The sequence below is a fragment of the Pseudomonas sp. D4002 genome (genome assembly GCF_013385665.1).
Classification (GTDB): Bacteria; Pseudomonadota; Gammaproteobacteria; order Pseudomonadales; family Pseudomonadaceae; genus Aquipseudomonas.
This window is the reverse complement of record NZ_JACAPN010000012.1, coordinates 393,051-419,764: the sequence shown is the minus strand read 5'-3', so window position 1 is coordinate 419,764 and position 26,714 is coordinate 393,051. Positions and strand designations below refer to the sequence as shown.

Genomic DNA, 26,714 nt, shown 5'->3' with positions numbered 1-26,714 from the left:
CATGCGCGGCCCAGGCATTTTTCTCGCCCAGTTCATCTCGGACGAAGCGCCTTTCGACACCCTGGCCAACATCGCCCAATGGGCGGCGTCCCAGGGCTACAAGGCGATCCAGTTGCCCACACTCGGCACCCGCTACATTGACCTGGCCCGCGCTGCAGAAAGCCAGGCCTACTGCGATGAACTCAAGGCGACCTGCGCCCATGCGGGCGTCGAAATCAGCGAGCTATCGACCCACCTGCAGGGCCAACTTGTGGCCGTGCACCCGGCATTCGACACGCTGTTCGACGACTTCGCCCCGGCCCATCTGCGCGGCCAGCCCCAGGCACGGACCGAGTGGGCCATCGACCAATTGAAACTCGCCGCCCGCGCCAGCCAGCGCCTTGGCTTGACGGCCCACGCGACCTTCTCCGGCGCGCTGCTCTGGCCGTACATCTACCCCTGGCCACAACGCCCCAGCGGCCTGGTGGAGCAAGGCTTTGCCGAGTTGGCCAAGCGCTGGCTGCCGATTCTCGATTGCTTCGAGGCGGCCGGCGTCGACCTGTGCTACGAAATCCACCCCGGCGAAGACCTTCACGACGGCGCCTCTTTCGAGCGCTTCCTCGAAGCCGTCGACCACCATCCCCGGGCCAACATTCTCTACGACCCCAGCCACCTGCTGCTGCAGCAAATGGATTACCTGGGCTTCATCGACCGCTACCACGCGCGCATCCGCATGTTCCACGTCAAGGACGCCGAGTTTCGCCCCGACGCGCGCTCCGGCGTGTATGGCGGCTACCAAGGATGGGTCGACCGCCCTGGCCGTTTTCGCTCATTGGGCGATGGCCAGATCGACTTCAAATCGATCTTCAGCAAGCTCACCCAATACGACTTCCACGGCTGGGCCGTGCTGGAGTGGGAGTGCTGCTTGAAGGACGCGCAACAAGGCGCGGCAGAAGGGGCGGAGTTCATCCGCCAGCACATGATCCGCAAGACCAGCAAGGCATTCGATGACTTCGCCGGCGTGACATCCGACGAGCAATCCAACCGACGGCTGCTGGGCCTGCCCGACGCCTGAACAGCGCTTCTGACTCAAAATAACAATAAAACGGTGACCACAATGAAAGCGCGACTGAGCGTCATGATGTTCCTGCAATTCTTCATCTGGGGCGGCTGGTTCGTCACCCTCGGCACCTTCCTCGCCAGCAACCTGGGGGCCAGCGGCGGGCAGATCGGCATGGCGTTTTCCACCCAGTCGTGGGGGGCGATCATCGCCCCGTTTATCATCGGCCTGATCGCCGACCGCTACTTCAACGCCGAGCGCATCCTGGCGGTGCTGCACCTGATCGGCGCGGTGCTGCTGTACCAGCTGTACCGCGCGCCGGACTTCGTCGGCTTTTATCCCTACGTGCTGGCATACATGGTCATCTACATGCCGACCCTGGCACTGGTGAACTCGGTGGCCTTCCGGCAAATGAGCGACCCGGCCCAGGAGTTTTCGCGCATCCGTGTGTGGGGCACCCTGGGCTGGATTGTTGCGGGGCTGGTGATCAGCTTTGTGTTCGCCTGGGATTCGCAGCAGTCGATCACCACGGGCGCGTTGCGCAACACCTTCCTGATGTCTGCCATCGCGTCAGTGGTGCTGGGTTTCTACAGCTTCACCTTGCCGCGTACCGCGCCCTTGAAAGCCGAGGCGGGCAAGGGTGATATCAAGCAACTGCTCGGGCTGGATGCGCTGGGGTTGCTCAAGGATCGCAGCTACCTGGTGTTCTTCATCGCCTCGATCCTGATCTGCATTCCCCTGGCGTTCTACTACCAGAACGCCAACCCGTTTCTCGCGGAAATCGGCGTGACCAACCCCACGGCAAAAATGGCCATTGGGCAAGTGTCCGAGGTGCTGTTCATGCTGCTATTGCCGCTGTTCATCCAGCGTTTTGGCATCAAGGTCGCGCTGTTGGTGGGCATGCTGGCGTGGGCGCTGCGCTATGCACTGTTCGCCTACGGCAATAATGGCGAGCTGGCCTTCATGCTGTTTACCGGGATTGCGCTGCATGGCATCTGCTATGACTTCTTCTTTGTCTCGGGGCAGATCTACACCGACGCCAAGGCCCCGGAGCGCTTCAGGAGTTCGGCCCAGGGGCTGATTACCCTGGCTACGTACGGTGTGGGCATGTTGATTGGGTTCTGGGTGGCAGGGCAGGTGACCGACCACTATGTGGCGGCGGGTGGCAGCCATGACTGGCGCAGCATCTGGTTGTTTCCGGCGGGGTTTGCGCTGGTGATCTTTTTTTGTTTTTCGCTGGCGTTCAAGGGGCGGGAGCGGGTGGCAGCAGAGCCGGCTGATTGACGCATGGCGCCCGCAAAGCGGCGTTGCGCAGCGTTGGTATCGCGCTAGAATGGCCCGGCGCAGCGAGTCGACTGTGCGGCCAGAACGTTTGAAGGAGACGCTAATTGCTGTGCAACCAGTGCGAAGAAGAACACCGGATTGACGAGATGGAGCTGGCGTTTCGACGTCCTGATGCCGTTATGGCGCTATCGCAAGACGACAGAGAGAGTGGGGTCCAGGAGAACAATGACCTGGCCATCATCGGCGGTAAGCAATTTTTCATTCGTGCGTTGCTGCCATTGCCGGTGCTGGGTCGCGAGGAGGTTTTTCACATCGGTATTTGGGTCAGGATCGAGCAGTTGGATTTTGAGCGGGTTTACGAACTCTGGGATGACCCGCAGCAATCAAGCGAACCACCGTTTTCGGTGACGATTGCCAATGACATCCCGGGTCTGCCTGCAACATGTGGGCTCCCCGCCATGCTGAACCTGACTGACCCGGCTAACCGGCCAAAGGTGACGCTGATCGCGAGTAACCATCCGCTGTCGTTTGAGCAATGCCGAGGCATTACGGCGCATCGTGCACACGAATATGTGGTGTGGACACGTTGACGCCACTGCCAGTAGAGACCATAAGAAACGCTGCGACCGAATGCCCGACTCTTCATGGATCGACCAACAGTTAAAGTCTGAATAAACGAAGACCTCGTTGTGCGCGCCTGCGCGTTTCTACCCCCTGGGTTTCAGGTATCCTCCGCGCCCGCCAATCACTATTTTCCAAACCATGCCAGAACACAACATGCAGGCCCTGTTGGAGTCGATCCTCGACGAAGTCCGTCCACTGATCGGCCTCGGCAAGGTCGCCGACTACATCCCCGCGCTCGCCGACGTGCCGGCCCAGCAACTGGGCATTGCCGTGTATGGCAATGACGGCTCGTCCTACTGCGCGGGCGATGCCCACACGTTGTTCTCCGTACAGAGCATCTCCAAGGTATTCAGCCTGGTGCAGGCCATCGACCATGGCGGCGAGAGCATCTGGGAACGCCTGGGCCACGAACCCTCGGGGCAGCCGTTCAACTCCATGGTGCAGCTGGAGTTCGAGCGCGGGCGGCCACGCAACCCGTTTATCAACGCCGGTGCGCTGGTGATCTGCGACATCAACCAATCGCGCTTTGCCGTGCCGATTTTGTCCATGCGTGATTTTGTGCGGCGGCTGTCGGGCAACCCGCAGATCCTGGTCAACAGCGTGGTGGCCGAATCCGAAGCCCAGCACGGTGCGCGCAATGCGGCCATGGCGTACCTGATGAAGTCCTTCGGCAACTTCCACAATGACGTGGATGCAGTGCTGCACAGCTACTTCAACTATTGCGCATTGCAGATGAGCTGCCTGGACCTGGCCAAGGCATTTTGCTTCCTGGCGAATGAGGGGGTGTGCACCCACAGCGGCGAGCAGATTCTGACGGCGCGCCAGACCAAGCAAGTGAACTCGATCATGGCCACCAGCGGGCTGTACGACGAGGCGGGGAATTTTGCGTATCGCGTCGGGTTGCCGGGCAAGAGCGGGGTAGGCGGCGGGATTCTCGCGGTGGTGCCGGGGCAGTTTACGGTGTGCGTGTGGTCGCCGGAGTTGAATGCGGCAGGCAATTCGCTGGCGGGGATGAAGGCGTTGGAGTTGTTGAGCGAGCGGATCGGATGGTCGGTTTTTTGAAGAGACTTGATCGCTCCCACGCTCTGCGTGGGAGCGCAGCCCTGGACGCTCTGCGTCTGCCTTTGTGACGCGGAGCGTCACCGTAGGCATTCCCACGCGGAGCGTGGGAACGAGCTTAAAATCCGAGTGCGTCTCCCTGTCGAGGAGAGTGCTGCTACCATCGACGCAATCCCTCATGAGTCAGAGACAATCCATGTTGCCTAATCGCGTGGTCCAGGCCGCCGCCAAGTCGGTGCTGCAGCAGCTCGTTACGCGGATCACGCCACAGTCCACCGAAGCCTCCATCGCCGAAATGGCGACGCAGATGCTCGCGGATTCCGGCTATCCGCAGACCTGGTATTACGACTGCCCGGCCTTCGTATTGCTGGGTTCGCGCAGTGCGCTTTCGGTGTCGGGACGCGACTATCGGCCCAGTGATGAAGCCGTTGGTTTACACAATCTGATCACGGTGGATTTGAGCCCGAGAGCAGGCAATGTGTGGGGCGACTGTGCCCGCTCTTTCTATGTGGAGGAGGGCGTGTGCCGGGCGGTGCCGGTGGGGGCCGAGTTCAGCAGGGGTTATGAAGTCGAGCACCTGCTACACGCGATGATGCGCACATTCGCCCGGCCTGAAACCACGTTCAACGATCTCCACGCGTTCGCCAATGACCTGATCGCATCCGAGGGTTTCGAGAACCTCGATTTCGCCGGCAACGTCGGCCACAGCATCTGCGAGCAGCGTGACCAAAGGCTCTACATCGAGGCGGGCAATCATCGGCGCCTGGAGGAGGTGACGTGCTTTACCTTCGAGCCGCATGCTCGCGAGCGAGGCGGTCGCTGGGGCTACAAGCATGAAAATATCTATTTCTTCAGTGATGAGGGAAAGGTCTGCGAGCTTTGACGAAGGCGCCGGTCTCCTGAGGACACGCGGCGCCTTCGGTTTTTTCGCGAGCAAGCTCGCTCCTACAGGGAGAGGCGATCCAGCAGGCTGTACCACGCCACGCCCGCGCCGATGTAGAAGCGTTGCAAGCCATGCAGTGGCAACCGCTGCAAAGGCGTTACCGGGTAAGCGAAGTCGGAGCGGCTGTCACACAGGCGTCCGGCCAGTTGCTGGCCGAGGCTGGTGCACAGGGCTATCCCGCGTCCGTTACAGCCCAATGCCAGGGTCAGGCCGGGTGCGGGCTCGTGGACGTGGGGCATAAAGTCCCGGGTGATCGCGATCCGGCCCGCCCAGCGGTACTCGAAGTCCAGCTTGCCCAGCTGCGGAAACAGCAGTGCCAGCGAACGTTCCAGGTGCGCAAAATCCGTGGGCCCGGTGGGATCTTCGAACAACCCGCGCCCGCCCATCAGCAGGCGGCCATGGGCATCCTTGCGAAAGTAAAGCAACAGGCGCTGTGCGGTTGAGACGGTTTCCTGCCCCGGCAAAATGCTCTCGGCCCCAGGCCCGCTCAAGGGCCGGGTGGCGACGATAAAACTGTTGGCCGCCAGCACACTCTGGGCCATGCCTGGCCACAAGTCGCCGCTGTAGCCGTTGGTGGCCAGTACCACCTGGCCGGCCGACACCTGCGCGCCGCTCGCGGTCTGCAACTTCCAGCCCGCGCCCGCCTGTTGCATCGCGGTCACTGCGCTCTGCCCATGAATGCGCACGCCCGCCGCCTGGGCTGCACGCACCAGGCCCCGAGCATAGGCCAAGGGTTGGATGGCGCCCGCGCGACCGTCCAGCCAGCCACCGGCAAACGCCTGGCTGCCCATGCGGGCGGACACCGCGCCGGCATCCAGGCGCTGCACCGGCACCCCGCGACGCGCCCACTGTTCGGCCCGGGCGTGCAGGCCCGCCACGCCTTTTTCGGAATAGGAAACCTGCATCCAGCCCTTGCGTGTGGGCGCACAGTCAATGCCATGGCGCTCGATCAGGTTGAACACCAGGTCTGCCGAGTTGGACACGGTGTTGATCAGTGGCTCGGCGCGCTCGGCACCGTACATCTGCACCAGTTGATCCGGGTCGTATTTGAGTGTCGGGTTGACCTGCCCGCCATTGCGCCCCGACGCGCCCCAGCCAGGTTCGTTGGCCTCCAGCACGCACACGCTGACGCCGCGCTCCGCCAGGTGCAGCGCCGTGGACAAACCGGTATACCCGGCGCCGACGATGGCCACGTCCACCTTCAATGACTCAGCCAGCGCGGGTGTCGGCGGTGCAGCGGGCGCCGTCGCGGCCCAGAGTGACTTCATGACAGGCTCCGGGTATTGGCCGTCGGGTGCAGCACGCGGCGCAGGAAGTCCTGGGTGCGCGGTTGTTGCGGGTTGCCCAGCACCTGCTCGGCCGGCCCGCTTTCCACGATGTAGCCGCCGTGCAGGAAGCACACGCGGTCGGCCACTTCCCGGGCAAAGCCCATTTCGTGGGTCACCACGATCATGGTCATGCCTTCGTCCGCGAGGGTGCGCATCACCTCCAGCACATCGCCCACCAGTTCCGGGTCGAGGGCCGAAGTGGGTTCGTCGAACAGCATGGCGTCGGGTTTCATCGCCAGTGCGCGGGCGATGGCCACCCGCTGTTGCTGGCCGCCGGAGAGTTGTTCCGGGTAGGCATCGGCCTTGGCCGACAGGCCGACTTTATCCAGCAGCGCCAAGGCTTCTTCCCGGGCCTGTTGCAGCGGTTCGCCCTTGACGTACACCGGGCCTTCCATCACGTTTTCCAGCACGGTGCGATGGGGGAACAGGTTGAAGCGCTGGAACACCATGCCCATGCGGCTGCGCAGGGCGTGTACGGTCTTGCTGCCACGTTGCACGGTTTCGCCGAACACGTTGATGGTGCCGCCATCGTAGGCTTCCAGGGCGTTGATGCAGCGCAGCAAGGTGGATTTGCCCGAGCCGGACGGGCCGATCAGGCACACCACTTCGCCCTTGGCCACGTCCAGGTCGACGCCGTGCAGCACGCGATGGGTGCCGTAGTGCTTTTGCAGTTGGCGAATCTCGATCATGCTTTTTTCCTCCGGCCCAGGTGCTGTTCCATGCGGCGCAGGCCATACACCAGCGGCAGGCTCATCAGCAGGTAGAGCAGGGCGACCAGGGTGTAGACGGTCATGTTCTGGAAGGTGGACGAGGCGATCAGTTGGCCCTGGCGCGTCATCTCGGCCACGGTGATGGTCGACACCAGCGATGAGTCCTTGAGCATCATCACCAGGGTGTTGCCGTAGGGCGGCAAGGCGATGCGAAACGCCTGGGGCAGGATCACCCGGCGCATCATCAGCACCGAGCGCATGCCCAGGGCTTCGGCGGCTTCACGCTGGCCCTGTTCGACGGCGATGATGCCGGTACGGAAGTTCTCCGCCTGATACGCCGAGTAGGCGATGCCCATGCCGATCACACCCGCCTGGAATGCACTGAGGTGCACGCCCATGTCCGGCAACACGAAGTAGATGTAGAACAGCTGCACGATGATCGGCAGGCCGCGAATCACATTGATCACGGTGCTCGCCGCCCACGACAGCGCCTTGATCGGCGACAGCTTGAGCAGCGCCAGCACCAGGCCGATCGCGCTGCTGAGCAGGAACGACAGCACGGTGATCTGGATCGTCACCCAGGCGCCTTGCAGCAGGATCGGCAGGAAGTCCTGGGCGTTTTGCAGGAATTCAGCCGGGTTCATGGCTGCACCCGGGCATCAAGCCCCCACTTCTTCAGGATCGCGTCCAGGGTGCCGTCGGCCTTGATGCTGGCGATGGCCTGGTTCAGGCGTTCGAGGGTTTCGCTGTCGCCTTTGCGCACCACCAGGCACACCTCGCCGACGTTCACCGGCTTGTAGTCGGCGGCGAGCTTCACGCTCTTGAACAGCTTCTGGCGGATCTGGTACGCCACCACCGGCTGGTCACCCACGGCGGCCTTGATGCGGCCCAGGCTCAGGTCGCGGACCATTTCGCCGATGGAGTCGTAGGTGCGGATTTCCTTGAAGATCCCCAGCTTGTTGAGCATGTCGTAGAAGATCGTGCCGGCTTGTACGCCCACTACCTGGTCCTTCAAGGAGCTGAGGTCGGTATAGGTCGCGTTGTCGTCGGCACTCACGATCAGCCCTTCACCGTAGGCGTACACCGGCGCGCTGAAGTCCACCACCTGGGCACGCTCCGGGGTCTTGAGCATGCCGGCGGCGATGAAGTCGAGCTTGCCCGAGGTGAGGGACGGGATCAGCGCGGCAAAGTTGGTCTGCTCGATTTCGCTGGTGAAACCACCGGCCTTGCCCACTGCGTTGGCGACGTCGACCATCACGCCCTGGATGCTGTTGCTCTTGATATCGAGGAAGGTGAACGGCGAACCGCTAGCCGTTGCACCGACTTTGTACGAGGCTGCACCGGCGGCGTGCACGGTGGCCACGCAAAAGGTGGCGCAAAGACCGAAGGCGAGGCGGCGAAACAAGGGCGAAAGACTGTTCATCGGGTTACTCCAGAAGGAAAACGGATCGTCAGTACCGCGAGCGGTTACCGAGCAAACCGCAAGCTCTGTGCCATTTCGATTAAATAAAATTGTTTTACGCTATGGAAATTGAACAAAATGAACCATTCGTATCGGTATGCGATTTTTAGTAGTCGAATTTCGCGATTTCGTGTAGAAATATCGCCACGCTTGATCGACCTGACCGCGAGTTCGCCATGTCCGAAGAACGCAACAGCTTGCACAACCAATCCCTGGAAAAGGGCCTGTCGGTGCTCAAGGCATTCAGCGCCCAGCGCCGCAGCATGAGCCTTGCAGAGGTGGCCGAGGCTGCCGGCATGACCAAAAGCTCGGCCCAGCGCATGGTGTTTACCCTCGAGAGCCTGGGTTACCTTCGGAAACACTCGCGCACCCGTCATTACCAACTCACACCACGGGTGCTGGAGTTGGGCTTCAGTTATCTGGATGCGCATTCGCTGATTGAAGTGGCTAACCCGTTCCTCTCGGAATTGACCCGCCTGACGGGAGAAACCTCGTGCCTGACCGAGCCTGCGGGTTACGACATGACGTATATCGCGCGGTTTGTCAGCTCCGGCTTCGTGCCGGTACACATGCCGATTGGCTCGCGGGTGCCGATGTATTGCACGGCGTCGGGGCGGGCGTATCTGAGTGCGTTGCCGCAGGATGAGGCGCTGGCGTTGATCGAGCACAGCCAGCGGGTGGCGCATACCAGCCAGACGTTGACTGAGGTCGACAGGATCATGGCGTCGTTGCAGCAGGTGCGCGAGCAGGGTTATGCGGTGAATGGCCAGGAACTGTTTCTGGGGGACATGACCATCGGCGCGCCGGTGCTGGGGGCGAATGGCCGGCCAGTGGCGGCGGTGCATGTGGTGGCGCCGACCAGTCGCTGGAGCCGGGCGGATGCAGAGAAGCAGTTGGCGCCGGCGTTGTTGCAGTGCTCAAGGGCGTTGAGCAATTCGGCGCGTAACCTGGAGTAACCCGCTCTCAAGAACACAGCAAATCCAAAATGTGGGAGCGGGCTTGCTCGCGAATGCGGTGTATCAGTCGCCAGATGCAGTGACTGGCACACCGCATTCGCGAGCAAGCCCGCTCCCACATTTTGATCTTCATTGTTCTTTGATATTTATGTGAGCCCCAACAAAAAATGCGCCCCTGAGGGCGCATTTTTTTGTTCGGTCAACTATCGCCTGTCAGGCAATCGCATCCCAGGCACGGTCACCGTTCTCGTCTTTGATCCGAGTCGGCAAGCCCATCACGTCCAGCGCCTTCAGGAACGGCTCAGCCGGCAGTTCCTCGACGTTGGCCATGTGCTTCACGTCCCACTCGCCACGGGCAACCAGCAGCGCTGCGGCTACCGGCGGTACGCCGGCGGTGTAGGAAATGCCCTGGCTGTCGGTCTCGGCGAAGGCTTCTTCGTGGCAGGCCACGTTGTAGATGAACAGCTCGCGTGGCTGGCCATCCTTGGTGCCCTTGACCAGGTCGCCGATGCAGGTCTTGCCGGTGTAGCCAGGCGCCAGCGACGACGGGTCGGGCAGCACGGCCTTGACCAGTTTCAGCGGCACGACTTCCAGGCCTTCGGCGGTGGTGACCGGTTTTTCGGAGAGCAGGCCGAGGTTTTTCAGCACGGTGAACACGTTGATGTAGTGTTCGCCGAAGCTCATCCAGAAACGCACATTGGGCACGTCGAGGTTTTTCGACAGCGAGTGCACTTCATCGTGGCCGGTCAGGTACAGGTTCTGCGAACCGACCACAGGCAGGTCGTCGGTGCGTTTGACTTCGAACATGGTGTTGCTGGTCCACTGGCTGTTCTGCCAGCTCCACACCTGTCCGGTGAATTCGCGGAAGTTGATTTCCGGGTCGAAATTGGTGGCGAAATATTTGCCATGGGAGCCGGCATTGACGTCGAGAATGTCGATCGAATCAATGCGGTCGAAATGCTTTTGTTGCGCCAGCGCTGCATAAGCGTTGACCACACCCGGGTCGAAGCCCACGCCAAGGATGGCCGTGATGTTCTTCTGTTTGCACTCTTCCAGGTGGTTCCATTCGTAGTTGCCGTACCACGGCGGGGTCTCGCAGACCTTGCCCGGCTCTTCGTGGATGGCGGTGTCGAGGTACGCCACGCCGGTGTCGATGCAGGCACGCAATACCGACATGTTGAGGAACGCGGAACCGACGTTGATGACGATCTGCGATTCAGTCTCGCGGATCAGTGCCTTGGTCGCTTCCACGTCCAAAGCGTTCAGCGCGAAGGCCTGGATGTCGGCGGGTACCTTGAGGCTACCCTTGGCCTTGACGCTGTCGATGATGGCCTGGCATTTGGAGATGTTGCGCGACGCGATAGCAATACGACCGAGTTCGTCGTTGTGCTGCGCGCACTTGTGGGCCACCACCTTGGCGACACCTCCTGCACCAATGATAAGAACGTTCTTTTTCAATTGCTTTATCTCTCCTTTATCTGTCCGCTTTACGAAAGGCTGGACAGGTAGTCGTCGTAACCAAATTCACGAACCACTTCGACTGTACCGTCGAGTTGTTTCACTACGATGGACGGCATTTTCAGGCCGTTGAACCAGTTTTTCTTGACCATGGTGTAGCCTGCCGTGTCGATGAACGACAGTCGATCGCCGATGGCCAGCGGCTGATCAAATTGGTACTCACCGAAGATGTCCCCGGCCAGGCACGACTTGCCGCACACCATGTAGGTGTGTTCGCCATTGCTTGGCGCCAGCTTGGCGTTGAGGCGATAGATCAGCAGGTCCAGCAGGTGGGCTTCGATGGAGCTGTCTACCACGGCGAGGTTCTTGCCGTTGTAGAGGGTGTCGAGCACGGTCACTTCCAGGGAGGCGCTGTTGGTGATCGCCGCTTCGCCGGGTTCCAGGTACACCTGCACGTCGTACTTCTGCGAGAACGCCTTGAGGCGCTGGCAGAAGGCGTCGATGGCATAGCCTTCACCGGTGAAGTGGATGCCGCCGCCGAGGCTGACCCAGTTGACCTTGTGCAGCAGCGCGCCGAAGCGTTCTTCGATGGTGTTGAGCATCTGGTCGAACAGGTTGAAATCACCGTTCTCGCAGTTGTTGTGGAACATGAAACCGGAGATTTGCTCGATCACACCTTCGATCTTCACCGGGTCCCACTCGCCCAGGCGGCTGAACGGGCGCGCCGGGTCGGCCAGCAGGTAGTCGGAGCTGCTCACTTGCGGGTTGACGCGCAGGCCGCGGGTCTTGCCTTCGCTGCGCTCGGCAAAGCGCTGCAGCTGGCTGATGGAGTTGAAGATGATCTTGTCGCAGTTGTCGAGCATCTCTTCGATTTCATCGTCGGCCCAGGCCACGCTGTAGGCGTGGGCTTCACCTTCGAACTTCTGGCGACCCAGCTTGAGCTCGTACAGCGACGACGAGGTGGTGCCGTCCATGTATTCCTGCATCAGGTCGAACACCGACCAGGTGGCGAAGCATTTGAGGGCCAGAAGAGCCTTGGCGCCGGACTGTTCGCGCACGTAGGCGATCTTCTGCATGTTGACCAGAAGCTTCTGTTTGTCGATGAGGTAGTACGGCGTTTTGATCATTTTCAGAGCCTGCGGCGGTGCCTGCCAAAAAAGGACACGCATTGTGCCCGCACTTGGGACAGATCGAAAGGTTAGTCAGCGGAATTTGCTGGCCCGGTTATAAGCTGGCCTGTGAATATGACAGGCCGTAGGTATGATGAGCCGCTTTGATAACGGACCACGGCTTGGGCGACGAGAGGTGAGAATGGACGCATGGACGCTGCATTGGCTGGAAGCTTCGGGGAGCCTGGCGCAGTTTCGCCCGCAGCTGATCCGAGAGTTTGAGGTCGCCTACGAGGCAATCGCGCAACTGCTGCCGCCGCCGCGGCTGGACATTCTGATCCAGCGGTTGCCGGGGGAGACCCTTCCGGAACTCGGCCTGGTGGGCCGTGCTTATCGCAGCACGATGTTCAGCATGACCCTTGATCCCGATAACCCGAATTTCCTCACCAGCCTGCGAAGCGGTGCATTGCGTCGACACGTGGTGCATGAGGTGCACCATTGCCTGCGCATGGCGGGCCCCGGTTATGGCTGGACGCTGGGGGAGGCGATGGTCAGTGAGGGCCTGGCCGGGCAGTTTGTGCGGCAGGTGCTGGGCAGTGAGCCGGAGTTGTGGGAGCGGGCGCTTGCCCCCCAGGAACTGCTGAGTGCCCCGGTAGACCGCCAGCTTCTAGACGCCACGTATTACGATCACAGTGAATGGTTCTTTGGTACCGGCGCGCGGCCAAGATGGCTGGGGTACACGCTGGGCTACCAGATGGTGGAGGCCTGGCTGGCAAAACAGGGCGAGGTGGACGCCGCCACATGGGTCAATGTACCCGCCCAAGACATACTCGCCAACGCCGCCAAAGCGGGTTTGGTGGCCTGACTTTGAAACACAAGCCCACCAAACAACCCCTATCCCCTGTGGGAGCTGTCGAGCCTCAGCGAGGCTGCGAAGGCGGCGGCACAGCCGATAAATAAGCTGCCTGACACACCGCTATCGCAGCCTCGCTAAAGCTCGACAGCTCCCACATGACAAAAACGCCCCCACACTGACATTAAACCGTCATCTCCCCCGAACGTATTCAGGCCGGTTGTCGTTGATCACCTGCATGAAGCCTCCTGATCAATTAATGATTTAGCGTGGGTTGCATGTTCATCCTGTACCGGCTCAAACCCGCAGCGCAGATAAAAGCTTGCGCCCTCGTGGGTGTCGGTAGACAGGCGCACGACATGGAAGGATTGCGCCGCGCGTGCCAAAAGCTGGCCCACCAACGCTTTGCCCACCTGGCGTCCCCTTGATGCCCGTGCGACGTATACCCGGCGCAGCCTGCCAACCTCCGGACCGGCGTAAGGGTCATGGGACAAACCGCCAACGGCGATCAACTGCCCGTTGCTGAATACACCCAAAAGACATTCGCCTGGCTGGTCAAAACGGTTGGCGCCGCTGTGCCACTCTGCAACGAGTCGCGTGAGAAACCTGAACCCTTCGGCGACGGCTTCTGCTTCCAATACCAGGATCTCTTCGGGCAACGCCGAGAGGGTGCGTATCGACAAACCGTCCGTTGACCTATCCACTGTATTGACTCAATTCCCTATTCGATGCAGCGACTATAACGCTCTCCTGGTATCACGTATTGGTCTTCAACTTGGTCCACCACCGAGTGGCCAACCGTGCAATCGCCGGCGGCCTCACACCCAGGCTGTGAACTGATCATGCAGTGGTTTGGTCAGCAGGCGCGGCATGCTAACGTCACGTCTTGACTCTCTATCGCCAGCCCATCCATGAAAATGCCCGATATCGACGCCATCCAGGCGTTCGTCCTGGTCGCCGAACTCAAGAGCTTTACCCGCGCTGCCGATGCTATCGGCGGCACCCAGGCGGCTATCAGCCTGAAGATAAAACGCCTCGAAGAAAGCCTTGGCCGCAAGCTGCTGGAACGCACGCCGCGACGGGTCACGCTGTCGGCCCATGGCCAGATGTTTTTGGCCAGCGCCCGCCGCTTGCTGGACAACTACCAGGATGCGATGAATTGTTTTGGCCCGCAGAAACGCACCTTGCGCGTGGGCGTCAGCCACCACATTGTCGGCGCCGATCTCAGCCTGTGGCTGCGACGTTTGGCGACCACCGACCCGGACGTGATCGTGGCGTTCAGCCTCGGCACCTCGCGGGATATGTTGATGAACTACGAGCAGGGCAAGCTGGATGTGGCGATGATCCTGCGGCACGACAACCGTCGCCAGGACGGCGAAGTGGTGGGCATCGAACGCTTTGGCTGGATGGCTTCCCACGACTTCGAATTGCGCCAGGGCGGGGCGTTGCCCCTGGCGATCCAGCCGGAACCCTGCGGCATGCGCAGCATGGTGATGGCGGCGCTGGCCGAGCAGAACCGTGCCTGGGAAGAGGCGTTCGTGGGCAGCGGGATCCTGGCGATCGGCGCTGCTGTGGTGGCGGGGATTGGCATCGGCGCGATGGTTGGGCGAATGGCGCCCAGTGGCTGCGTCGACGTGGAGCAGCGTTTCGACCTGCCGCCGCTGCCCAGTCGTGAAGTGGTGCTGTATACGGCGCAGCGGGACTCTCAGGCGCAAGCGTTGATCCGCACGTTGAGCGCCGATATTCCCGCCGATTGAACTAGAAAATCAGACGCCCGGCCCAGGCCATCAGCAGCGCCAGGCTGCCGATGCCGAGGAGTGTGAGCCCAAGGGCTACGAAGTGAACGAGGAGGGTGGTCAGTGGCGGCTGCTGTTCCATGTGAGGGCTTCCTTGGGGCTTGGGAAGCAAAAGTATGCTGAGCGGCCGGGCACCGAAACAGACGCTGCCAGCTATTTCAGTGATAAGCAAAACCAAGGCCCACCCACTCCCGCGCGCATGGAGCGTGAGCGCCGCGCGATCACTCAGGCCTGGGCGGTGCATTTCATCATGAGTGGAACTTGTGATCATCTCAAATAAAATGAGTTTGTCTCACTATTACTCGATCCCGACAATGGCTCCCATACAAACACATTGGAGCTTTACGTCATGGCTGTTGCCCATTCCCTTGGATTCCCGCGCATTGGTCGCGATCGTGAACTGAAAAAAGCGCAGGAAGCGTTTTGGAAGGGCGAGCTCGACGAAGCCGGCCTGCACGCCGTAGGTCGTGAACTGCGCAAGACGCACTGGGACCTGCAAAAGAAAGCCGGCATCGAACTGTTGCCCGCCGGTGACTTCGCCTGGTACGACCAGGTACTGACTCACTCGCTGATGTTCGGTGTGATCCCCGAGCGTTTCCGCCCGGCCGACGGCAAAGCCACCCTGCACACCCTGTTCGGTATGGCCCGTGGCGTCAGTGACAACTGCTGCGGCGGTGCCCACGCCCAGGAAATGACCAAGTGGTTCGACACCAATTATCACTATCTGGTCCCTGAATTCAGCGCCGACCAGCAATTCCAGCTGGGTTGGGAGCAACTGTTCGAAGAGGTCAAGGAAGCCCGCGACCTCGGCCACACCGTCAAGCCGGTGGTCATCGGCCCGCTGACCTACCTGTGGCTGGGCAAGGCCAAGGGTGGTGATTTCGACAAACTCGACCTGCTGGACCGCCTGCTGCCGCTTTACGGCCAGATCTTCCAGCGCCTGGCGGACCTGGGCGTGGAGTGGGTGCAGATCGACGAGCCGATCCTGGTGCTGGACCTGCCGCAGGATTGGAAAAACGCCTTCGAGCGTGCCTATAACCTGATCCAGCGCGACCCGCTGAAGAAGCTGGTGGCCACCTATTTTGGCGGCCTGGAAGAGAACCTCGGCCTGGCAGCCAACCTGCCGGTGGACGGCCTGCACATCGACCTGGTGCGTGCACCGGATCAGTACCCGACCATCCTCGATCGTCTGCCGGCTTATAAGGTGCTGTCCCTGGGCGTGGTCAACGGCCGTAACGTATGGCGCTGCGACCTGGAAAAAGCCCTGGCCACCTTGCAGCATGCTCATGAGCGCCTGGGGGATCGCCTGTGGGTGGCGCCATCCTGCTCGCTGCTGCACAGCCCGGTGGACTTGGGCCGGGAAGACAAGCTGGATGCCGAGCTGAAAAGCTGGCTGGCGTTTGCCGTACAGAAGTGCGAAGAAGTGGCGGTGCTGGCCCAGGCCGTGAACCAGCCTGAAGCGCCGAACGTGATCGCTGCCCTGGCCGAAAGCCGTGCCGTGCAGGCGGCCCGTGCCGCTTCGCCGCGTATCCACAAGCCGGCGGTGCAAGCCCGTGTGGCGGCGATCACCGCCAAGGACAGCCAGCGTGACTCGCTGTTTGCCCAACGTATCGAGAAACAGCGTGCCGGCCTGAACCTGCCGCTGTTTCCGACCACCACCATCGGTTCATTCCCGCAAACCGCTTCGATCCGCCTGGCTCGCCAGTCCTACAAGGCCGGCAAGTTGAGCGAAGCCGAATACGTCGAAGCCATGCACAGCGAGATCCGCCACGCTGTCGAAGTGCAGGAAAACCTTGGCCTGGACGTGCTGGTGCATGGTGAAGCCGAGCGTAACGACATGGTCGAATATTTCGCCGAACAGTTGGACGGTTATGTATTTACCCGCTTCGGCTGGGTGCAGAGCTACGGTTCCCGTTGTGTGAAACCGGCGGTGATTTTCGGTGACCTGAGTCGTCCGAAAGCCATGACCGTGGAGTGGATCCGCTACGCCCAGGGCCTCACCAACAAGGTGATGAAGGGCATGCTGACCGGCCCGGTGACCATGCTGATGTGGTCGTTCCCCCGTGAAGACGTGAGCCGCGAAGAACAGGCGCGGCAACTCGCCCTGGCGATTCGTGACGAAGTGGTGGACCTGGAAGCCGCCGGGATCAAGATCGTGCAGATCGACGAAGCCGCGTTCCGCGAAGGCTTGCCGTTGCGCCGGGCGCAGTGGAAGGAATACCTGGACTGGGCCACCGAAGTCTTCCGCCTGTGCGCCTCCGGTGTGCGTGACGAAACCCAGATTCACACCCACATGTGCTACAGCGAGTTCAACGATGTGATCGAGTCCATCGCGGCGATGGATGCCGACGTGATCACCATCGAAACCTCGCGCTCGGACATGGAACTGCTGGAGGCATTCGAAGCCTTCGCTTACCCGAACGACATTGGCCCAGGTGTGTATGACATCCACTCGCCACGGGTGCCGGATGCCTCGGAAATGGCCAACCTGCTGCGCAAGGCAGCCAAACGCATCCCGGCCGAACGCCTGTGGGTCAACCCGGATTGCGGCTTGAAAACCCGTGGCTGGCCGGAGACCGAAGCGGCGCTGATTCACATGGTGACTGCGGCGCGTCAACTACGGGCCGAACTGGCCTGATCCAACACCCGGAATTACACGCCGGGTGAAGATCAAAAATGTGGGAGCGGGCTTGCTCGCGAATACGGAGTATCAGCCGCTGGAGATGTCGACTGACCCACCGCATTCGCGAGCAAGCCCTCTCCCACATTGGGTCACCGGCGTTATCAAAATCATGAAATTGCCAGCATTACCCCGCGCAGACTAGAATGCGATCAATTCTTAATTACGCTTGGGCCCCACCGCCCGGCGCGCCCCGGTGATCGGCATGTCGTCTCCCCTCAATCTGCATATCCAGGACCTGTACTGCGAACACCATGGATGGTTGCACCGTTGGCTGGACCGCAAGCTGGGCAACGCCAGCGATGCCGCCGACCTGGCCCATGACACGTTCATGCGCCTGCTGACCCGGCAAACCACCGGCAACCTGGGCGCCGAGCCACGGGCATTGCTGACCCATATCGCCAAGGGCCTGATGATCGACAGCTGGCGGCGCCAGGAAGTGGAACGCGCCTACCTGGAAACCATCGCCCACCTGCCCGAACAGCACGTACCTTCGCCGGAAACCCGCTGGCTGATCCTCGAAGCGCTGTACCGCATTGAGGCGATGCTGCGGGATCTGCCGGAAAAAACCCGCCAGGCCTTCCTGATGTCGCAGATCGACGGCCTGACCTATCAGCAGATCGCCGATGCCCTGGGTGTGTCGCTGATTTCGGTCAAACGCTACATGCGCGATGCCTTCCTGGCCTGCCTGAGCGTGGCATGAGCCAGTCGATTGATCCGCTGATCCTCGGTGAAGCCGCCGACTGGATGGTGCAGTTGCAGTCCGGCAGCGCCACCGATGAGGACCGCCGCGCCATCGCCCAGTGGCAGGGCCGCAGCGCCCAGCATGCCCAGGCCTGGCAACGGGCGCAGGCTATTCTGGGGGACTTCAACAGCGTGCCGGCGGCGATTGCCGGCGATACCTTGAAGCGCATCGGGCGCAAAAAATCCCTCGGCCGACGCCAGGCGCTCGGGTTGTTGCTGGCGGCCGGCCCGGCGGCCTGGCTGGCGTATCGGCAGGTGCCGTGGCAGCAGTGGACCGCCGACCAGCACACGGCCATCGGCGAACAAAGGAACCTCACCTTGCCCGACGGCACACGCTTGCTGATCAACACCGGCAGCTCGCTGAATATCGCGTTCTCCGAGCAGGTGCGGCGTATCGAGCTGCTCAAGGGCGAAGTGCTGATCACCACCGCCAAGGATTCGGCCCATCGCCCGTTCATCGTCCAGACCCGCCACGGTACCGCCAGGGCCTTGGGCACCCGATTCAGCGTGCGAGTGGGTGAGCAGGCAAGCCGAGTGGCCGTGACCGAAGGCGCGGTGGAGTTGCTGGCGGTGCATGCCGGCCAGGGGGTGATCGTCAAGGCGGGCGAGCAGGGCGCCTTCAGTGTTGACCGGGTAGCCGCCGTCGAGCCGCTGGACGTCAGCACCCTGACCTGGGAGAACGGCATGCTGCTGGCCCAGCATATGCGCCTGGCGGACCTGCTGGATGAGCTGGGGCGTTATCGCGCCGGCGTATTGCGCTGCCATGTCTCGGTTGCCGACCTCACGGTGTCGGGTGCGTTTCCCCTGCGCGACACCGATGCCAGCCTGCACCTGTTGCAGGAAACCTTGCCGGTCAAGGTCAGCAGCCTGACGGGGTATTGGGTGACGGTCGAGCCGCGCTGATCTTTTTCAACTTTCGCTGATACCTTTTTCGTTGTCGCCCGGTGTAGGGGAGAACCCTCAACATTGCTCCGCGCCGACAGGAATGCCCATGACCGCCAGACCGCTCCCGTACTGCCCCCGTCCGTTGAAGGCACTGAGCCTGGCGGTCGCCCTTGCCGCCGTCGCACCGCTGCAGAACGCCCAGGCAGAAGATGCTGCGCCAAGCAGTGCGGCGCGCAGCTATAACATCGCGGCGGGGCCGCTGGGGAATGTGCTGGCGCAGTTTGCGGCGTTGTCCGGGGTGCCGTTGTCGTTCGATTCCACGTTGCTCAACGATCAACAAAGCCCGGGGCTGCAAGGCAGCTACAGTGCACAATCGGGTTTTGCTCAGTTACTGCAAGGCAGCGGCTACACCCTGCAAGGCACCGGCACCAACGGTTATACCGTGGTGCCCCAGGCCAGCGGCGGTGCGTTGGAGTTGGGCACCACCACCGTCAGCGGTGAAGCGAGCGGGGCGCAGGCAGACACGTATGCCGGTGGCCAGGTGGCACGTTCTGCACGCCTGGGCGTGTTAGGCAATCGGTCCATCAACGACGTGCCATTCAGCGTGGTCAGCTACACCTCGAAAACCATCGCCGACCAACAAGCGCGAACCGTCGGCGACGTATTGCTCAACGACGCGTCGGTGCGCCAGTCGTCCGGGTTTGGCAACTTCTCCCAGGTGTTCACCATTCGCGGGCTGCCGCTGAGCACCGATGACATCGCATTCAATGGCCTGTACGGCGTGCTGCCCCGGCAGATCATCACTACCGAAGCCCTGGAACGGGTGGAGTTGTTCAAGGGCCCGAATGCCTTCGTCAACGGCGTGTCGCCCTCGGGCAGCGGGATCGGCGGCAGCGTCAACCTGGTGCCCAAGCGCGCTGAAGACACGCCCACCCGCAGCGTCACCCTCGATTACGCCAGCGACAGCCAGGCCGGCGGCCACATCGACCTCGGCCAACGCTTTGGCGAAGACAACCGCTTTGGCGCCCGGGTCAACCTGGCGCGGCACGGCGGCGAAACCGCCGTGGATGACGAAAACAAAAGTTCGCAGTTGATCGCCGTTGCCCTGGATTATCGCGGCGATCGCTTGCGGGTCTCCACCGATTTTGGCTACCAGAAAGAACGCATCAATAACGGCCGCTCGGTGGTCTACCTGACCGGCACCAAAGTGCCCAGCCCGCCGTCGGCCAAGAACAACTACGCCCAGGACTGGAGCTGGTCGCAGCTGGAAGACACCTACGGCATGGTCAACGCCGAATATGACTTGAACGATAACTGGACGGTCTACGCGGCAGGTGGCGCCAAGCACACTCGGGAGAACGGCCAGTATTCGTCGCTGTATGTCGCCAACGATGGCAGCGCCAAGGTGGGCTTCCTCTATTCACCCCATGACGAAGACAACAAAAGCGCCATGGCCGGCTTGAACGGGCACTTTGCGACGGGGCCGGTGACCCATCAGATGAACTTCGGGCTGTCGGGGATCTGGGGCGAGCAGCGCTCGTCCTACGAGGCGATCCTGCAAGCCAACCGCCAGCCCGGCAACCTGTACGACCCGACGCAAACGCCGCGACCTACCAACACCTATTTCGGCAGTGATATTCACGACCCGCGGGTTGTCGGCAAGAACCGCATCAAGAGTGCGGCGGTGTCCGACACCCTGGGCTTTTTGGATGATCGGGTGCTGTTGACCCTGGGCGTGCGGCGCCAGACCATCGAGGTGGACAGTTGGAACACGGCCACGGGGGCACGGGGTACACCGTACTCCGAGTCCATCACCACACCGGTCTATGGCCTGGTGATCAAGCCATGGGAGCACGTATCGTTCTACGCCAACCGTATCGAAGGCCTGGCCCAGGGCCCGACGGCGCCACTCACGAACGTGACCAACCCCGGCGAAGTCTTCCCGCCCAAGCGCAGCAAGCAGACGGAAGCCGGGGTGAAGCTGGACTGGGAAAACTATGGCGCCACGCTGGGTGTGTACCGCATCGAACAGCCGAACAACGCGACCACCCGGTTCCCGGGCCAGAAGTTCGACACCTTCACTGTCGACGGTGAACAGATCAACAAAGGCGTGGAACTCAACGTGTTCGGCGAACCCATCGACGGCCTGCGCCTGCTGGCCGGTGCCACCTGGATGGACACCGAACAGAAGAGCACTTCCAACGGCGCCACCGACGGCAACCGCGCCGCGGGTGTGCCGCGCTTCCAGTACAACGTCGGTGCGGATTGGGATGTGCCGGGCATCCAGGGTGCGGCGGTCAGCGCACGGATGCTGCGCACCGGTGGCGAATACGTCAACGCCGCCAACAGCCTGAGCATCCCGGCCTGGACCCGCGTCGACCTGGGAGCGCGTTATGGCTTCAAAGCGGATGACAAATACATCACCCTGCGCGCCAACGTCGAAAACGTAGCGAACAAGGCGTACTGGTCGTCGGCGTCGACGGCCAATAACTACCTGACCCAGGGTGAGCCGCGGACAGTGAAATTGTCGGCGACGGTGGATTTCTGAGCCTGGGAAAACCTATCGGGTGAATGAACAACCCGTGGCGAGGGAGCTTGCTCCCGCTGGGCTGCGAAGCTGCCCCAAAAAAAGGACACGGTGTTCTTTCAGGTGGCTCTCGATTGCCTTATTGGGGCCGCTTCGCGACCCAGCGGGAGCAAGCTCCCTCGCCACAACAAGGCTGAATGTCCCTCGGTCAACCCGCGTTCACTTCAATCCGGTCAAAGCCCTTGAGGCGATACAGCATCACCGAGATCGCCCAACTGGCCACGAAGATACCGATGATCATGTAGCCCAGCATCCCGAAACTGTCGTTCAGCGAGCCGATAAAACTCCAGAACGATCCCTTCAGGTCCAACTGGTCACCCATCAACCCCAACGCCTCGATACTGCCGATCACCACCGCAACCACCACCGATACCAGGGTGATGGTCATGTTGTAGTAGATCTTGCGGATCGGTTTCATGTACGCCCAGCCGTATGCCCCCAGCATCAGATGACCGTCGAGGGTGTCCACCAGGGACATGCCGGCGCTGAACAGCAGCGGGAACACCATGATCGCCCACGGCGACAGCCCTTGAGAGGCCTGGGTCGCAGAAATCCCCAACAGGCCGATCTCGGTGGCCGTATCAAAGCCCAGGCCGAACAGGAAACCCAACGGGTACATGTGCCAGCTGCGGCTGATCAGGCGAAACACCGGGCGGAAAATCCGCGCCATGAAACCCCGGTCCGCCAGCAGCAGGTCGAAGTCGTCCTCCACATACGCACCGCCCTGGCGCACATGGCGCCAGGCCTTGTAGATCGCGTGCAGGATCACCAGGTTCATCAAGGCGATGACCAGCAGGAACGAGGCCGAGACCGACGTGCCGATCACCCCGCCGATGGCCTTGAACCCTTCAAACCGCGCCTGCATCACCGAGGCCGCAAACGCGACGCCAATGGATGCCAGGACCACCACCGAAGAATGTCCCAGGGAGAAAAAGAAGCCCACCGCCACCGGACGTTTCTTTTCCTGCATCAGCTTGCGGGTCACGTTGTCGATGGCGGCGATATGGTCGGCATCCACCGCATGCCGCAGCCCGAAACCGTAGGCCAGGAGCGCGGTGCCGAGCAGCACCGGGTGCTCATGGAACGCCACCAGCGCCCAGATCCAGGCGACGACGTTAATGCCGATCAACAACCCGTAGATGCCAAACAGCTTGGCGCGAACCTGGGTGCTGGAGTCACTGAAAATCTGGGCAAGGCGTAGGATCATCAACACTACCTGTGTGCATTGGAAACATTCAGACACGTTCCGAAACTTTATAGATTTTGTTTAGAGTGATGATGAAATTTGTGGAGTGAGTGAGGAGAGGATTGTGACGACGATCGAAAATGCAGCAATGGCGGTTACTGAGTTCTGGAAACAGGCGGGGCCCAAGCTCTGGTTTGCCAAGGATGAAGGGTTTGACCGGCGTTTTCGCGAGGCTTTCTACACTACGCATTTGCAGGCGGCCCGGTGCGAACTGGAGAGCTGGATGCAAACGCCGGAAGGCGCGCTGGCGTTGCTGTTACTGCTGGACCAGTTCCCGCGCAATACCTTCCGTGGCACGGCGCATATGTTCGCCACCGACCCGCTGGCGCGTTTGTACGCGCGGCAGATGGTCGAGGCGGGGATGGACAAGTCGATCGAAACCCCGTTGCGGGCGTTTTGTTATTTGCCCTTCGAGCATTCTGAAGATCCCGGGGATCAACAGCTGTCGGTGGCCCTGAACAAGGACCTTGATGCCAATACCTACCGCTGGGCCAAGGAGCACGCCCGCATCATCGAGCGGTTCGGGCGCTTTCCTCATCGTAATGAGGTGTTGGCCAGGGTCACGACAGAGGAGGAGCGGGCGTTCCTGGAGGACGGTGGCTTTTCGGGCTAGGCCTCGGGTTCAGCCACTAAGTCTCTGACGCCCGCCTGGCGAAAACGCCGCACACCCTTGAGATCAATCGCCCAGCGCAACGCTTCAGTCGCCGACGGACGTTCGCCTTGGGTAATTGCAGCGTCATCGGTGGTCAGTTTATTCAGGTAGCCCTTGGCGCCGCCGCGTTCGCTCCAGTAATGGGTGTGGCTGAGCCAGGACCTGGCGAGCCAGCCTTTCCATTTGCCCACGCTGACCGGCAGGTCCAGTACGCCGGGGCCCATCACCGGGCTGACCGGGCCGCCGACGATGTCGCCAAACAGGCCCAGGGGCGCGGGGAAGTAGAGGTTGGTCCAACGGGTCACGGCGAAGGCCGCGGCATGGTGCAAATACAGGGGTGAAAATGGGCGACCGCCCACGGTGACGGGCAGCCGGCCGCTGTAGCCGTAGCCCTTATCGTCGAGCGTCGGCGGGCAGGCGGGGGCTTCGCGGCGTTCGATGCGGCGCTTGAAGTCGCTCACGCTGCGGCCCAACAACAGGCTGGCGTGGGCCATCGGGCTGCCGAGGGTGACGAGGTCGGTGATGCGCCACGGGTTGCCGAGGTTGCGTTGTTCGATAAAGGCTTCGGCTTGCTGTTCGCGGAACCTGAGGAGGCTTTGCAGGCGGCCGTCGAGGGCGTTTCCAGCCTTTGGCAGGGTGTCCTGGACCACCGGTTGCAGTCGCTCGTGGTTGGCGTAGCGGGCGGCGAGTTCCGGGCCGCCGGGGCGTAACTGATCGTGATGCTCGTGCCACAGGTAGCCGACGATGTCGTAGGCAATCACGCTGCCCAAACTGTGGCCGACGACGATGATGCGGTCGTAATCACCCTTGTCATGCAGGGCGCGCAGCAGGTCGACGCCATCGGCGCGGATCTGTTCGCGCACCACCACGTTCTGCGGGTTGGGGCTCAGGTAGCGGGCGGCATCGCCAAGGTATGACAGTGCCGAGTACTTCAGGGCCAGGCCGATCACCGCCAGCAGCACCGGGATCAGGGCGAAGGGGTTGTCGCTGTGGGGGAATCGGCCATACAGCGTCGCCAGGGTTCCGCTGACCAGCAGCAGGAGCAGGGCCAGCAAGGCCCAGCGCGTGGCGCGCCAGATCGGCACGATGGCCGTCGGGATATCCCGGCGCGGGCGCTTGAAAATGTCCCATAGCCAACTGAGCAGGTGCCCGACCTTGGTGCCCTGCATCTTGTGGGCCCAGTAGTACTCGTAGAAATCGGTGGTGTTGCGACCCGCCGACTTCAATACGCGCAAATCGAAGTTGCGCGAAAACCGGTCGGGTTTGCTCCAGTAGAAAGGCGTCGCCTCGGGGGTGTCCGCCGGGATCGCCGCTTCGACGAAGCCACGCAGGGTATCCATCGGGCGCTGCTCGCCGATTCCGTGGATGACGACAACCGCTTGTTTCATCTAGTGATCGTTCCTTGATCCGCTTTACGGGGCGTTACGGGTGGGGTTCAAGGGGCCATAGTATTGCCATTATCGATGGTATTCCAGCCAGGAATGCCCCCATAAAAACCGCGCATTTCATTTGCGCGGCGCGATCTCGTAGTGTGGTGCTCCCACCAAGGAGATGTCGCCGTGAACCATCGCCCGCTGAGCCTGTACGTTGATGCCCATTTCACCAGTCCCTACGCGATGTCGGCGTTTGTGACCCTGCGGGAAAAGGGCCTTGAATTTGAACTGCTCACGTTGAACCTCGATACGGCCGAGAACCAGACTGACGCGTACACGCACTTGTCGCTGACCGGGCGCGTACCGAGCCTGGTGCAGGGTGAGTTTGCGCTGTCCGAGTCGTCGGCGATTACCGAGTACCTGGAGGATGTGTTCCCGCAGGTGCCGGTGTACCCGGCCGAACCCCGCCAGCGGGCGAGGGCGCGGCAGGTGCAGGCGTGGTTGCGCAGTGACTTGATGCCGATTCGGCAGGAACGCTCGACCCTGGTGGTGTTTTACGGGCTCAAGGGCGAACCGCTGTCGCCGGTTGCTGAAGCAGCGGCCCACACGCTGATCAACGCGGCGCAGGCGCTGTTGGCCGACGGCCGCGACTACCTGTTCGGCGCGTGGTCGATTGCCGACGTGGACTTGGCCGTGATGCTCAACCGGCTGATCCTCAACGGTGACAGCGTGCCCGCCAACCTGGTGGCGTATGCCCAGCACCAATGGCAACGGCCTTCGGTCCAGGAATGGGTCAAGCAGGCACGACCGTCGCTGTAGTCACCTCCTTAATTACTAAGTGAATCCTGATCCATGAATATACTGTCGAGTGACTCCCGCCTGCCGTTGTACCAGCGTTTTCGGGATCATCTGATTGAGCAGATTGCCAATAATCACTGGCGTGCCGGTGCGGCTATTCCCCCTGAAGCGGTGTTGTCCACCCAGTACCAGCTGTCTACCGGCACCGTGCGTAAAGCGATCGAGGCATTGGTGGGCGAGGGCATTCTGGAGCGCCAGCAGGGCCGTGGTACGTTTGTGCGCCGCCCGAAGTTTCAATCGTCGTTGTTCCGGTGTTTCCGCTTCCAGGGCCCGGGCGGTGAATGCCAGCTGCCGCAGAGCCGGATCCTGTCGGTCAAGCCGGTGAAGGCGCCGTTGTCGGTGAGCGAGGTGCTGGGGCTGGCAGCGGATGCGCCGGTAATCTGCATCGTGCGGGTACACGTGCTGGACACCGGGCCAGTGCTGGCCGAGGAAATCTGGCTGCCGCGCGAGCGGTTCCAGGCGCTGCTGGACGTGGATCTGACCCGGCAGGGATTGCTGTTGTACCCCACTTACGAAGAAGTCTGCGGGCAAGTAGTCGCTTCTGCCGAGGAAGCCCTCACCGCCGAGTCCATCGATGACGTGTGGGCCCGCTGGTTGCAGGTGCCGGTGGGCAGCCCGGTGATGGTGATCGAGCGGCTGGCCCGGGATTACGCCGGCCAACCCCTGGAGTTGCGACGCGGCCGTGGCCACGCCGAACATTTCCGTTATCGCGTGGATATACGCTGAGCTTGAGGCGCGGTGCTATTCGGCTTTGAGCAGCACCAGCCAGGTTTGCACCACCCGGCGGTCAAGGTCTTCCCAGTCGGCCATGCCCAGCACCCGGGTGGTGTTCAAGCCGCGCAGGTAGCCACGCAATTGCTGGGCAATCGCGTAGACCACTTCCGGTTCGGCGGCGTTGTCTAGCAGCACTTCCTCATAGTCGACCAGGTAATCGGCAACCCGCTCGCGAAACTCCGGAAGCACAGCTTCACGGATGCGATCGAAGGTTTTCTGGTGGGGCTTCATAGGCGTTCCTTATCATTTTGTGTGAGGCGGCCTGCACGACACTATTGCTCTAGATAATAGTCA

At 61.7% G+C, this 26,714-nt stretch carries 25 protein-coding genes; 15 read left to right on the top strand and 10 right to left on the bottom strand.

Annotation, left to right across the window (positions count from 1 at the left end):
* Window position 1: 1 nt before the first annotated feature.
* The 5 genes from HX824_RS06905 (at window position 2) to HX824_RS06885 (ending at window position 4,889) form a co-directional block, all read left to right on the top strand.
* The gene (locus HX824_RS06905) at window positions 2–1,054 is read left to right on the top strand and encodes a sugar phosphate isomerase/epimerase (protein ID WP_087694231.1); all 1,053 of its coding nucleotides are present in this window, start codon (window positions 2–4) and stop codon (window positions 1,052–1,054) included.
* A 42-nt stretch (window positions 1,055–1,096) separates the two neighbouring features.
* Window positions 1,097–2,323: a nucleoside permease gene (locus HX824_RS06900; RefSeq protein ID WP_087694232.1), complete on the top strand. Its 1,227-nt coding sequence runs from the start codon at window positions 1,097–1,099 to the stop codon at window positions 2,321–2,323.
* A 104-nt stretch (window positions 2,324–2,427) separates the two neighbouring features.
* Entirely contained in the window at window positions 2,428–2,913 is a 486-nt protein-coding gene (locus HX824_RS06895) for a DUF2199 domain-containing protein (RefSeq protein ID WP_003211394.1), read from the top strand.
* A gap of 187 nt (window positions 2,914–3,100) precedes the next feature.
* Entirely contained in the window at window positions 3,101–4,009 is a 909-nt protein-coding gene (gene glsB, locus HX824_RS06890) for a glutaminase B (protein ID WP_003211397.1), read from the top strand.
* A 193-nt stretch (window positions 4,010–4,202) separates the two neighbouring features.
* Window positions 4,203–4,889, top strand: a complete 687-nt coding sequence (locus HX824_RS06885; protein WP_087694233.1) for a M24 family metallopeptidase — start codon at window positions 4,203–4,205, stop codon at window positions 4,887–4,889.
* A 62-nt stretch (window positions 4,890–4,951) separates the two neighbouring features.
* On the opposite strand, the gene HX824_RS06880 is transcribed toward HX824_RS06885, so the two are convergent.
* The 4 genes from HX824_RS06880 to HX824_RS06865 are packed head-to-tail and all read right to left on the bottom strand — an operon-like array spanning window position 4,952 to window position 8,410.
* Window positions 4,952–6,217, bottom strand: coding sequence for an FAD-binding oxidoreductase (locus HX824_RS06880; protein WP_008435415.1), 1,266 nt, complete (start codon window positions 6,215–6,217; stop codon window positions 4,952–4,954).
* A complete protein-coding gene (locus HX824_RS06875; RefSeq protein WP_008435413.1) occupies window positions 6,214–6,966 on the bottom strand; it encodes an amino acid ABC transporter ATP-binding protein in 753 nt (250 codons plus the stop codon). The genes HX824_RS06880 and HX824_RS06875 overlap by 4 nt, the downstream gene beginning before the upstream one ends.
* Window positions 6,963–7,631, bottom strand: coding sequence for an ectoine/hydroxyectoine ABC transporter permease subunit EhuD (gene ehuD, locus HX824_RS06870; protein ID WP_008435412.1), 669 nt, complete (start codon window positions 7,629–7,631; stop codon window positions 6,963–6,965). The genes HX824_RS06875 and ehuD overlap by 4 nt, the downstream gene beginning before the upstream one ends.
* Window positions 7,628–8,410: an ABC transporter substrate-binding protein gene (locus HX824_RS06865; protein WP_177054362.1), complete on the bottom strand. Its 783-nt coding sequence runs from the start codon at window positions 8,408–8,410 to the stop codon at window positions 7,628–7,630. Before HX824_RS06865 ends, ehuD begins: the two co-directional genes overlap by 4 nt.
* Before the next feature lie 215 nt (window positions 8,411–8,625).
* Here HX824_RS06865 and HX824_RS06860 point away from each other — a divergent pair, with 215 nt between their 5' ends.
* Complete coding sequence (locus tag HX824_RS06860) at window positions 8,626–9,405, top strand: IclR family transcriptional regulator (protein WP_177054361.1); 780 nt, start codon at window positions 8,626–8,628, stop codon at window positions 9,403–9,405.
* A 213-nt stretch (window positions 9,406–9,618) separates the two neighbouring features.
* Here HX824_RS06860 and HX824_RS06855 read toward each other — a convergent pair whose 3' ends face one another.
* Window positions 9,619–10,863: a saccharopine dehydrogenase family protein gene (locus tag HX824_RS06855; RefSeq protein ID WP_003211412.1), complete on the bottom strand. Its 1,245-nt coding sequence runs from the start codon at window positions 10,861–10,863 to the stop codon at window positions 9,619–9,621.
* 29 nt (window positions 10,864–10,892) lie between these two features.
* The gene (locus HX824_RS06850) at window positions 10,893–11,990 is read right to left on the bottom strand and encodes a carboxynorspermidine decarboxylase (protein ID WP_003211413.1); all 1,098 of its coding nucleotides are present in this window, start codon (window positions 11,988–11,990) and stop codon (window positions 10,893–10,895) included.
* 184 nt (window positions 11,991–12,174) lie between these two features.
* Between HX824_RS06850 and HX824_RS06845 the strand changes: the two genes are divergently transcribed.
* Window positions 12,175–12,837 (top strand): DUF2268 domain-containing putative Zn-dependent protease, encoded by a 663-nt coding sequence (locus HX824_RS06845; protein WP_177054360.1) that lies wholly within the window; start codon window positions 12,175–12,177, stop codon window positions 12,835–12,837.
* 218 nt (window positions 12,838–13,055) lie between these two features.
* Here the strand turns inward: HX824_RS06845 and HX824_RS06840 are convergent, their stop codons facing one another.
* A complete protein-coding gene (locus HX824_RS06840) occupies window positions 13,056–13,529 on the bottom strand; it encodes a GNAT family N-acetyltransferase (RefSeq protein WP_177054359.1) in 474 nt (157 codons plus the stop codon).
* 207 nt (window positions 13,530–13,736) lie between these two features.
* Between HX824_RS06840 and HX824_RS06835 the strand changes: the two genes are divergently transcribed.
* The 5 genes from HX824_RS06835 (at window position 13,737) to HX824_RS06815 (ending at window position 21,478) form a co-directional block, all read left to right on the top strand.
* On the top strand, window positions 13,737–14,582 hold the full coding sequence (locus HX824_RS06835; protein ID WP_003210222.1) for a LysR family transcriptional regulator: 846 nt from the start codon (window positions 13,737–13,739) through the stop codon (window positions 14,580–14,582).
* A gap of 388 nt (window positions 14,583–14,970) precedes the next feature.
* Window positions 14,971–17,259 (top strand): 5-methyltetrahydropteroyltriglutamate--homocysteine S-methyltransferase, encoded by a 2,289-nt coding sequence (gene metE, locus HX824_RS06830; protein WP_177054358.1) that lies wholly within the window; start codon window positions 14,971–14,973, stop codon window positions 17,257–17,259.
* A gap of 247 nt (window positions 17,260–17,506) precedes the next feature.
* Entirely contained in the window at window positions 17,507–18,004 is a 498-nt protein-coding gene (locus HX824_RS06825; protein ID WP_102606001.1) for a sigma-70 family RNA polymerase sigma factor, read from the top strand.
* A complete protein-coding gene (locus tag HX824_RS06820; RefSeq protein WP_177054357.1) occupies window positions 18,001–18,948 on the top strand; it encodes a FecR domain-containing protein in 948 nt (315 codons plus the stop codon). Before HX824_RS06825 ends, HX824_RS06820 begins: the two co-directional genes overlap by 4 nt.
* Before the next feature lie 88 nt (window positions 18,949–19,036).
* On the top strand, window positions 19,037–21,478 hold the full coding sequence (locus tag HX824_RS06815; RefSeq protein WP_177054356.1) for a TonB-dependent receptor: 2,442 nt from the start codon (window positions 19,037–19,039) through the stop codon (window positions 21,476–21,478).
* Between the two features lie 187 nt (window positions 21,479–21,665).
* Here the strand turns inward: HX824_RS06815 and HX824_RS06810 are convergent, their stop codons facing one another.
* Entirely contained in the window at window positions 21,666–22,724 is a 1,059-nt protein-coding gene (locus tag HX824_RS06810) for a HoxN/HupN/NixA family nickel/cobalt transporter (protein WP_087692446.1), read from the bottom strand.
* A 127-nt stretch (window positions 22,725–22,851) separates the two neighbouring features.
* Here HX824_RS06810 and HX824_RS06805 point away from each other — a divergent pair, with 127 nt between their 5' ends.
* Window positions 22,852–23,376, top strand: coding sequence for a DUF924 family protein (locus tag HX824_RS06805; RefSeq protein WP_177054379.1), 525 nt, complete (start codon window positions 22,852–22,854; stop codon window positions 23,374–23,376).
* On the opposite strand, the gene HX824_RS06800 is transcribed toward HX824_RS06805, so the two are convergent.
* Complete coding sequence (locus HX824_RS06800; RefSeq protein WP_177054355.1) at window positions 23,373–24,803, bottom strand: hypothetical protein; 1,431 nt, start codon at window positions 24,801–24,803, stop codon at window positions 23,373–23,375. The two genes, HX824_RS06805 and HX824_RS06800, sit on opposite strands and share 4 nt — an antisense overlap.
* Before the next feature lie 171 nt (window positions 24,804–24,974).
* On the opposite strand from HX824_RS06800, the gene yfcF reads away from it, so the two are divergent.
* On the top strand, window positions 24,975–25,607 hold the full coding sequence (yfcF, locus tag HX824_RS06795; protein ID WP_177054354.1) for a glutathione transferase: 633 nt from the start codon (window positions 24,975–24,977) through the stop codon (window positions 25,605–25,607).
* A gap of 33 nt (window positions 25,608–25,640) precedes the next feature.
* Window positions 25,641–26,372, top strand: coding sequence for a GntR family transcriptional regulator (locus HX824_RS06790; RefSeq protein WP_003210205.1), 732 nt, complete (start codon window positions 25,641–25,643; stop codon window positions 26,370–26,372).
* 15 nt (window positions 26,373–26,387) lie between these two features.
* Here the strand turns inward: HX824_RS06790 and HX824_RS06785 are convergent, their stop codons facing one another.
* Complete coding sequence (locus HX824_RS06785; protein WP_177049703.1) at window positions 26,388–26,651, bottom strand: hypothetical protein; 264 nt, start codon at window positions 26,649–26,651, stop codon at window positions 26,388–26,390.
* Window positions 26,652–26,714: the final 63 nt, after the last annotated feature.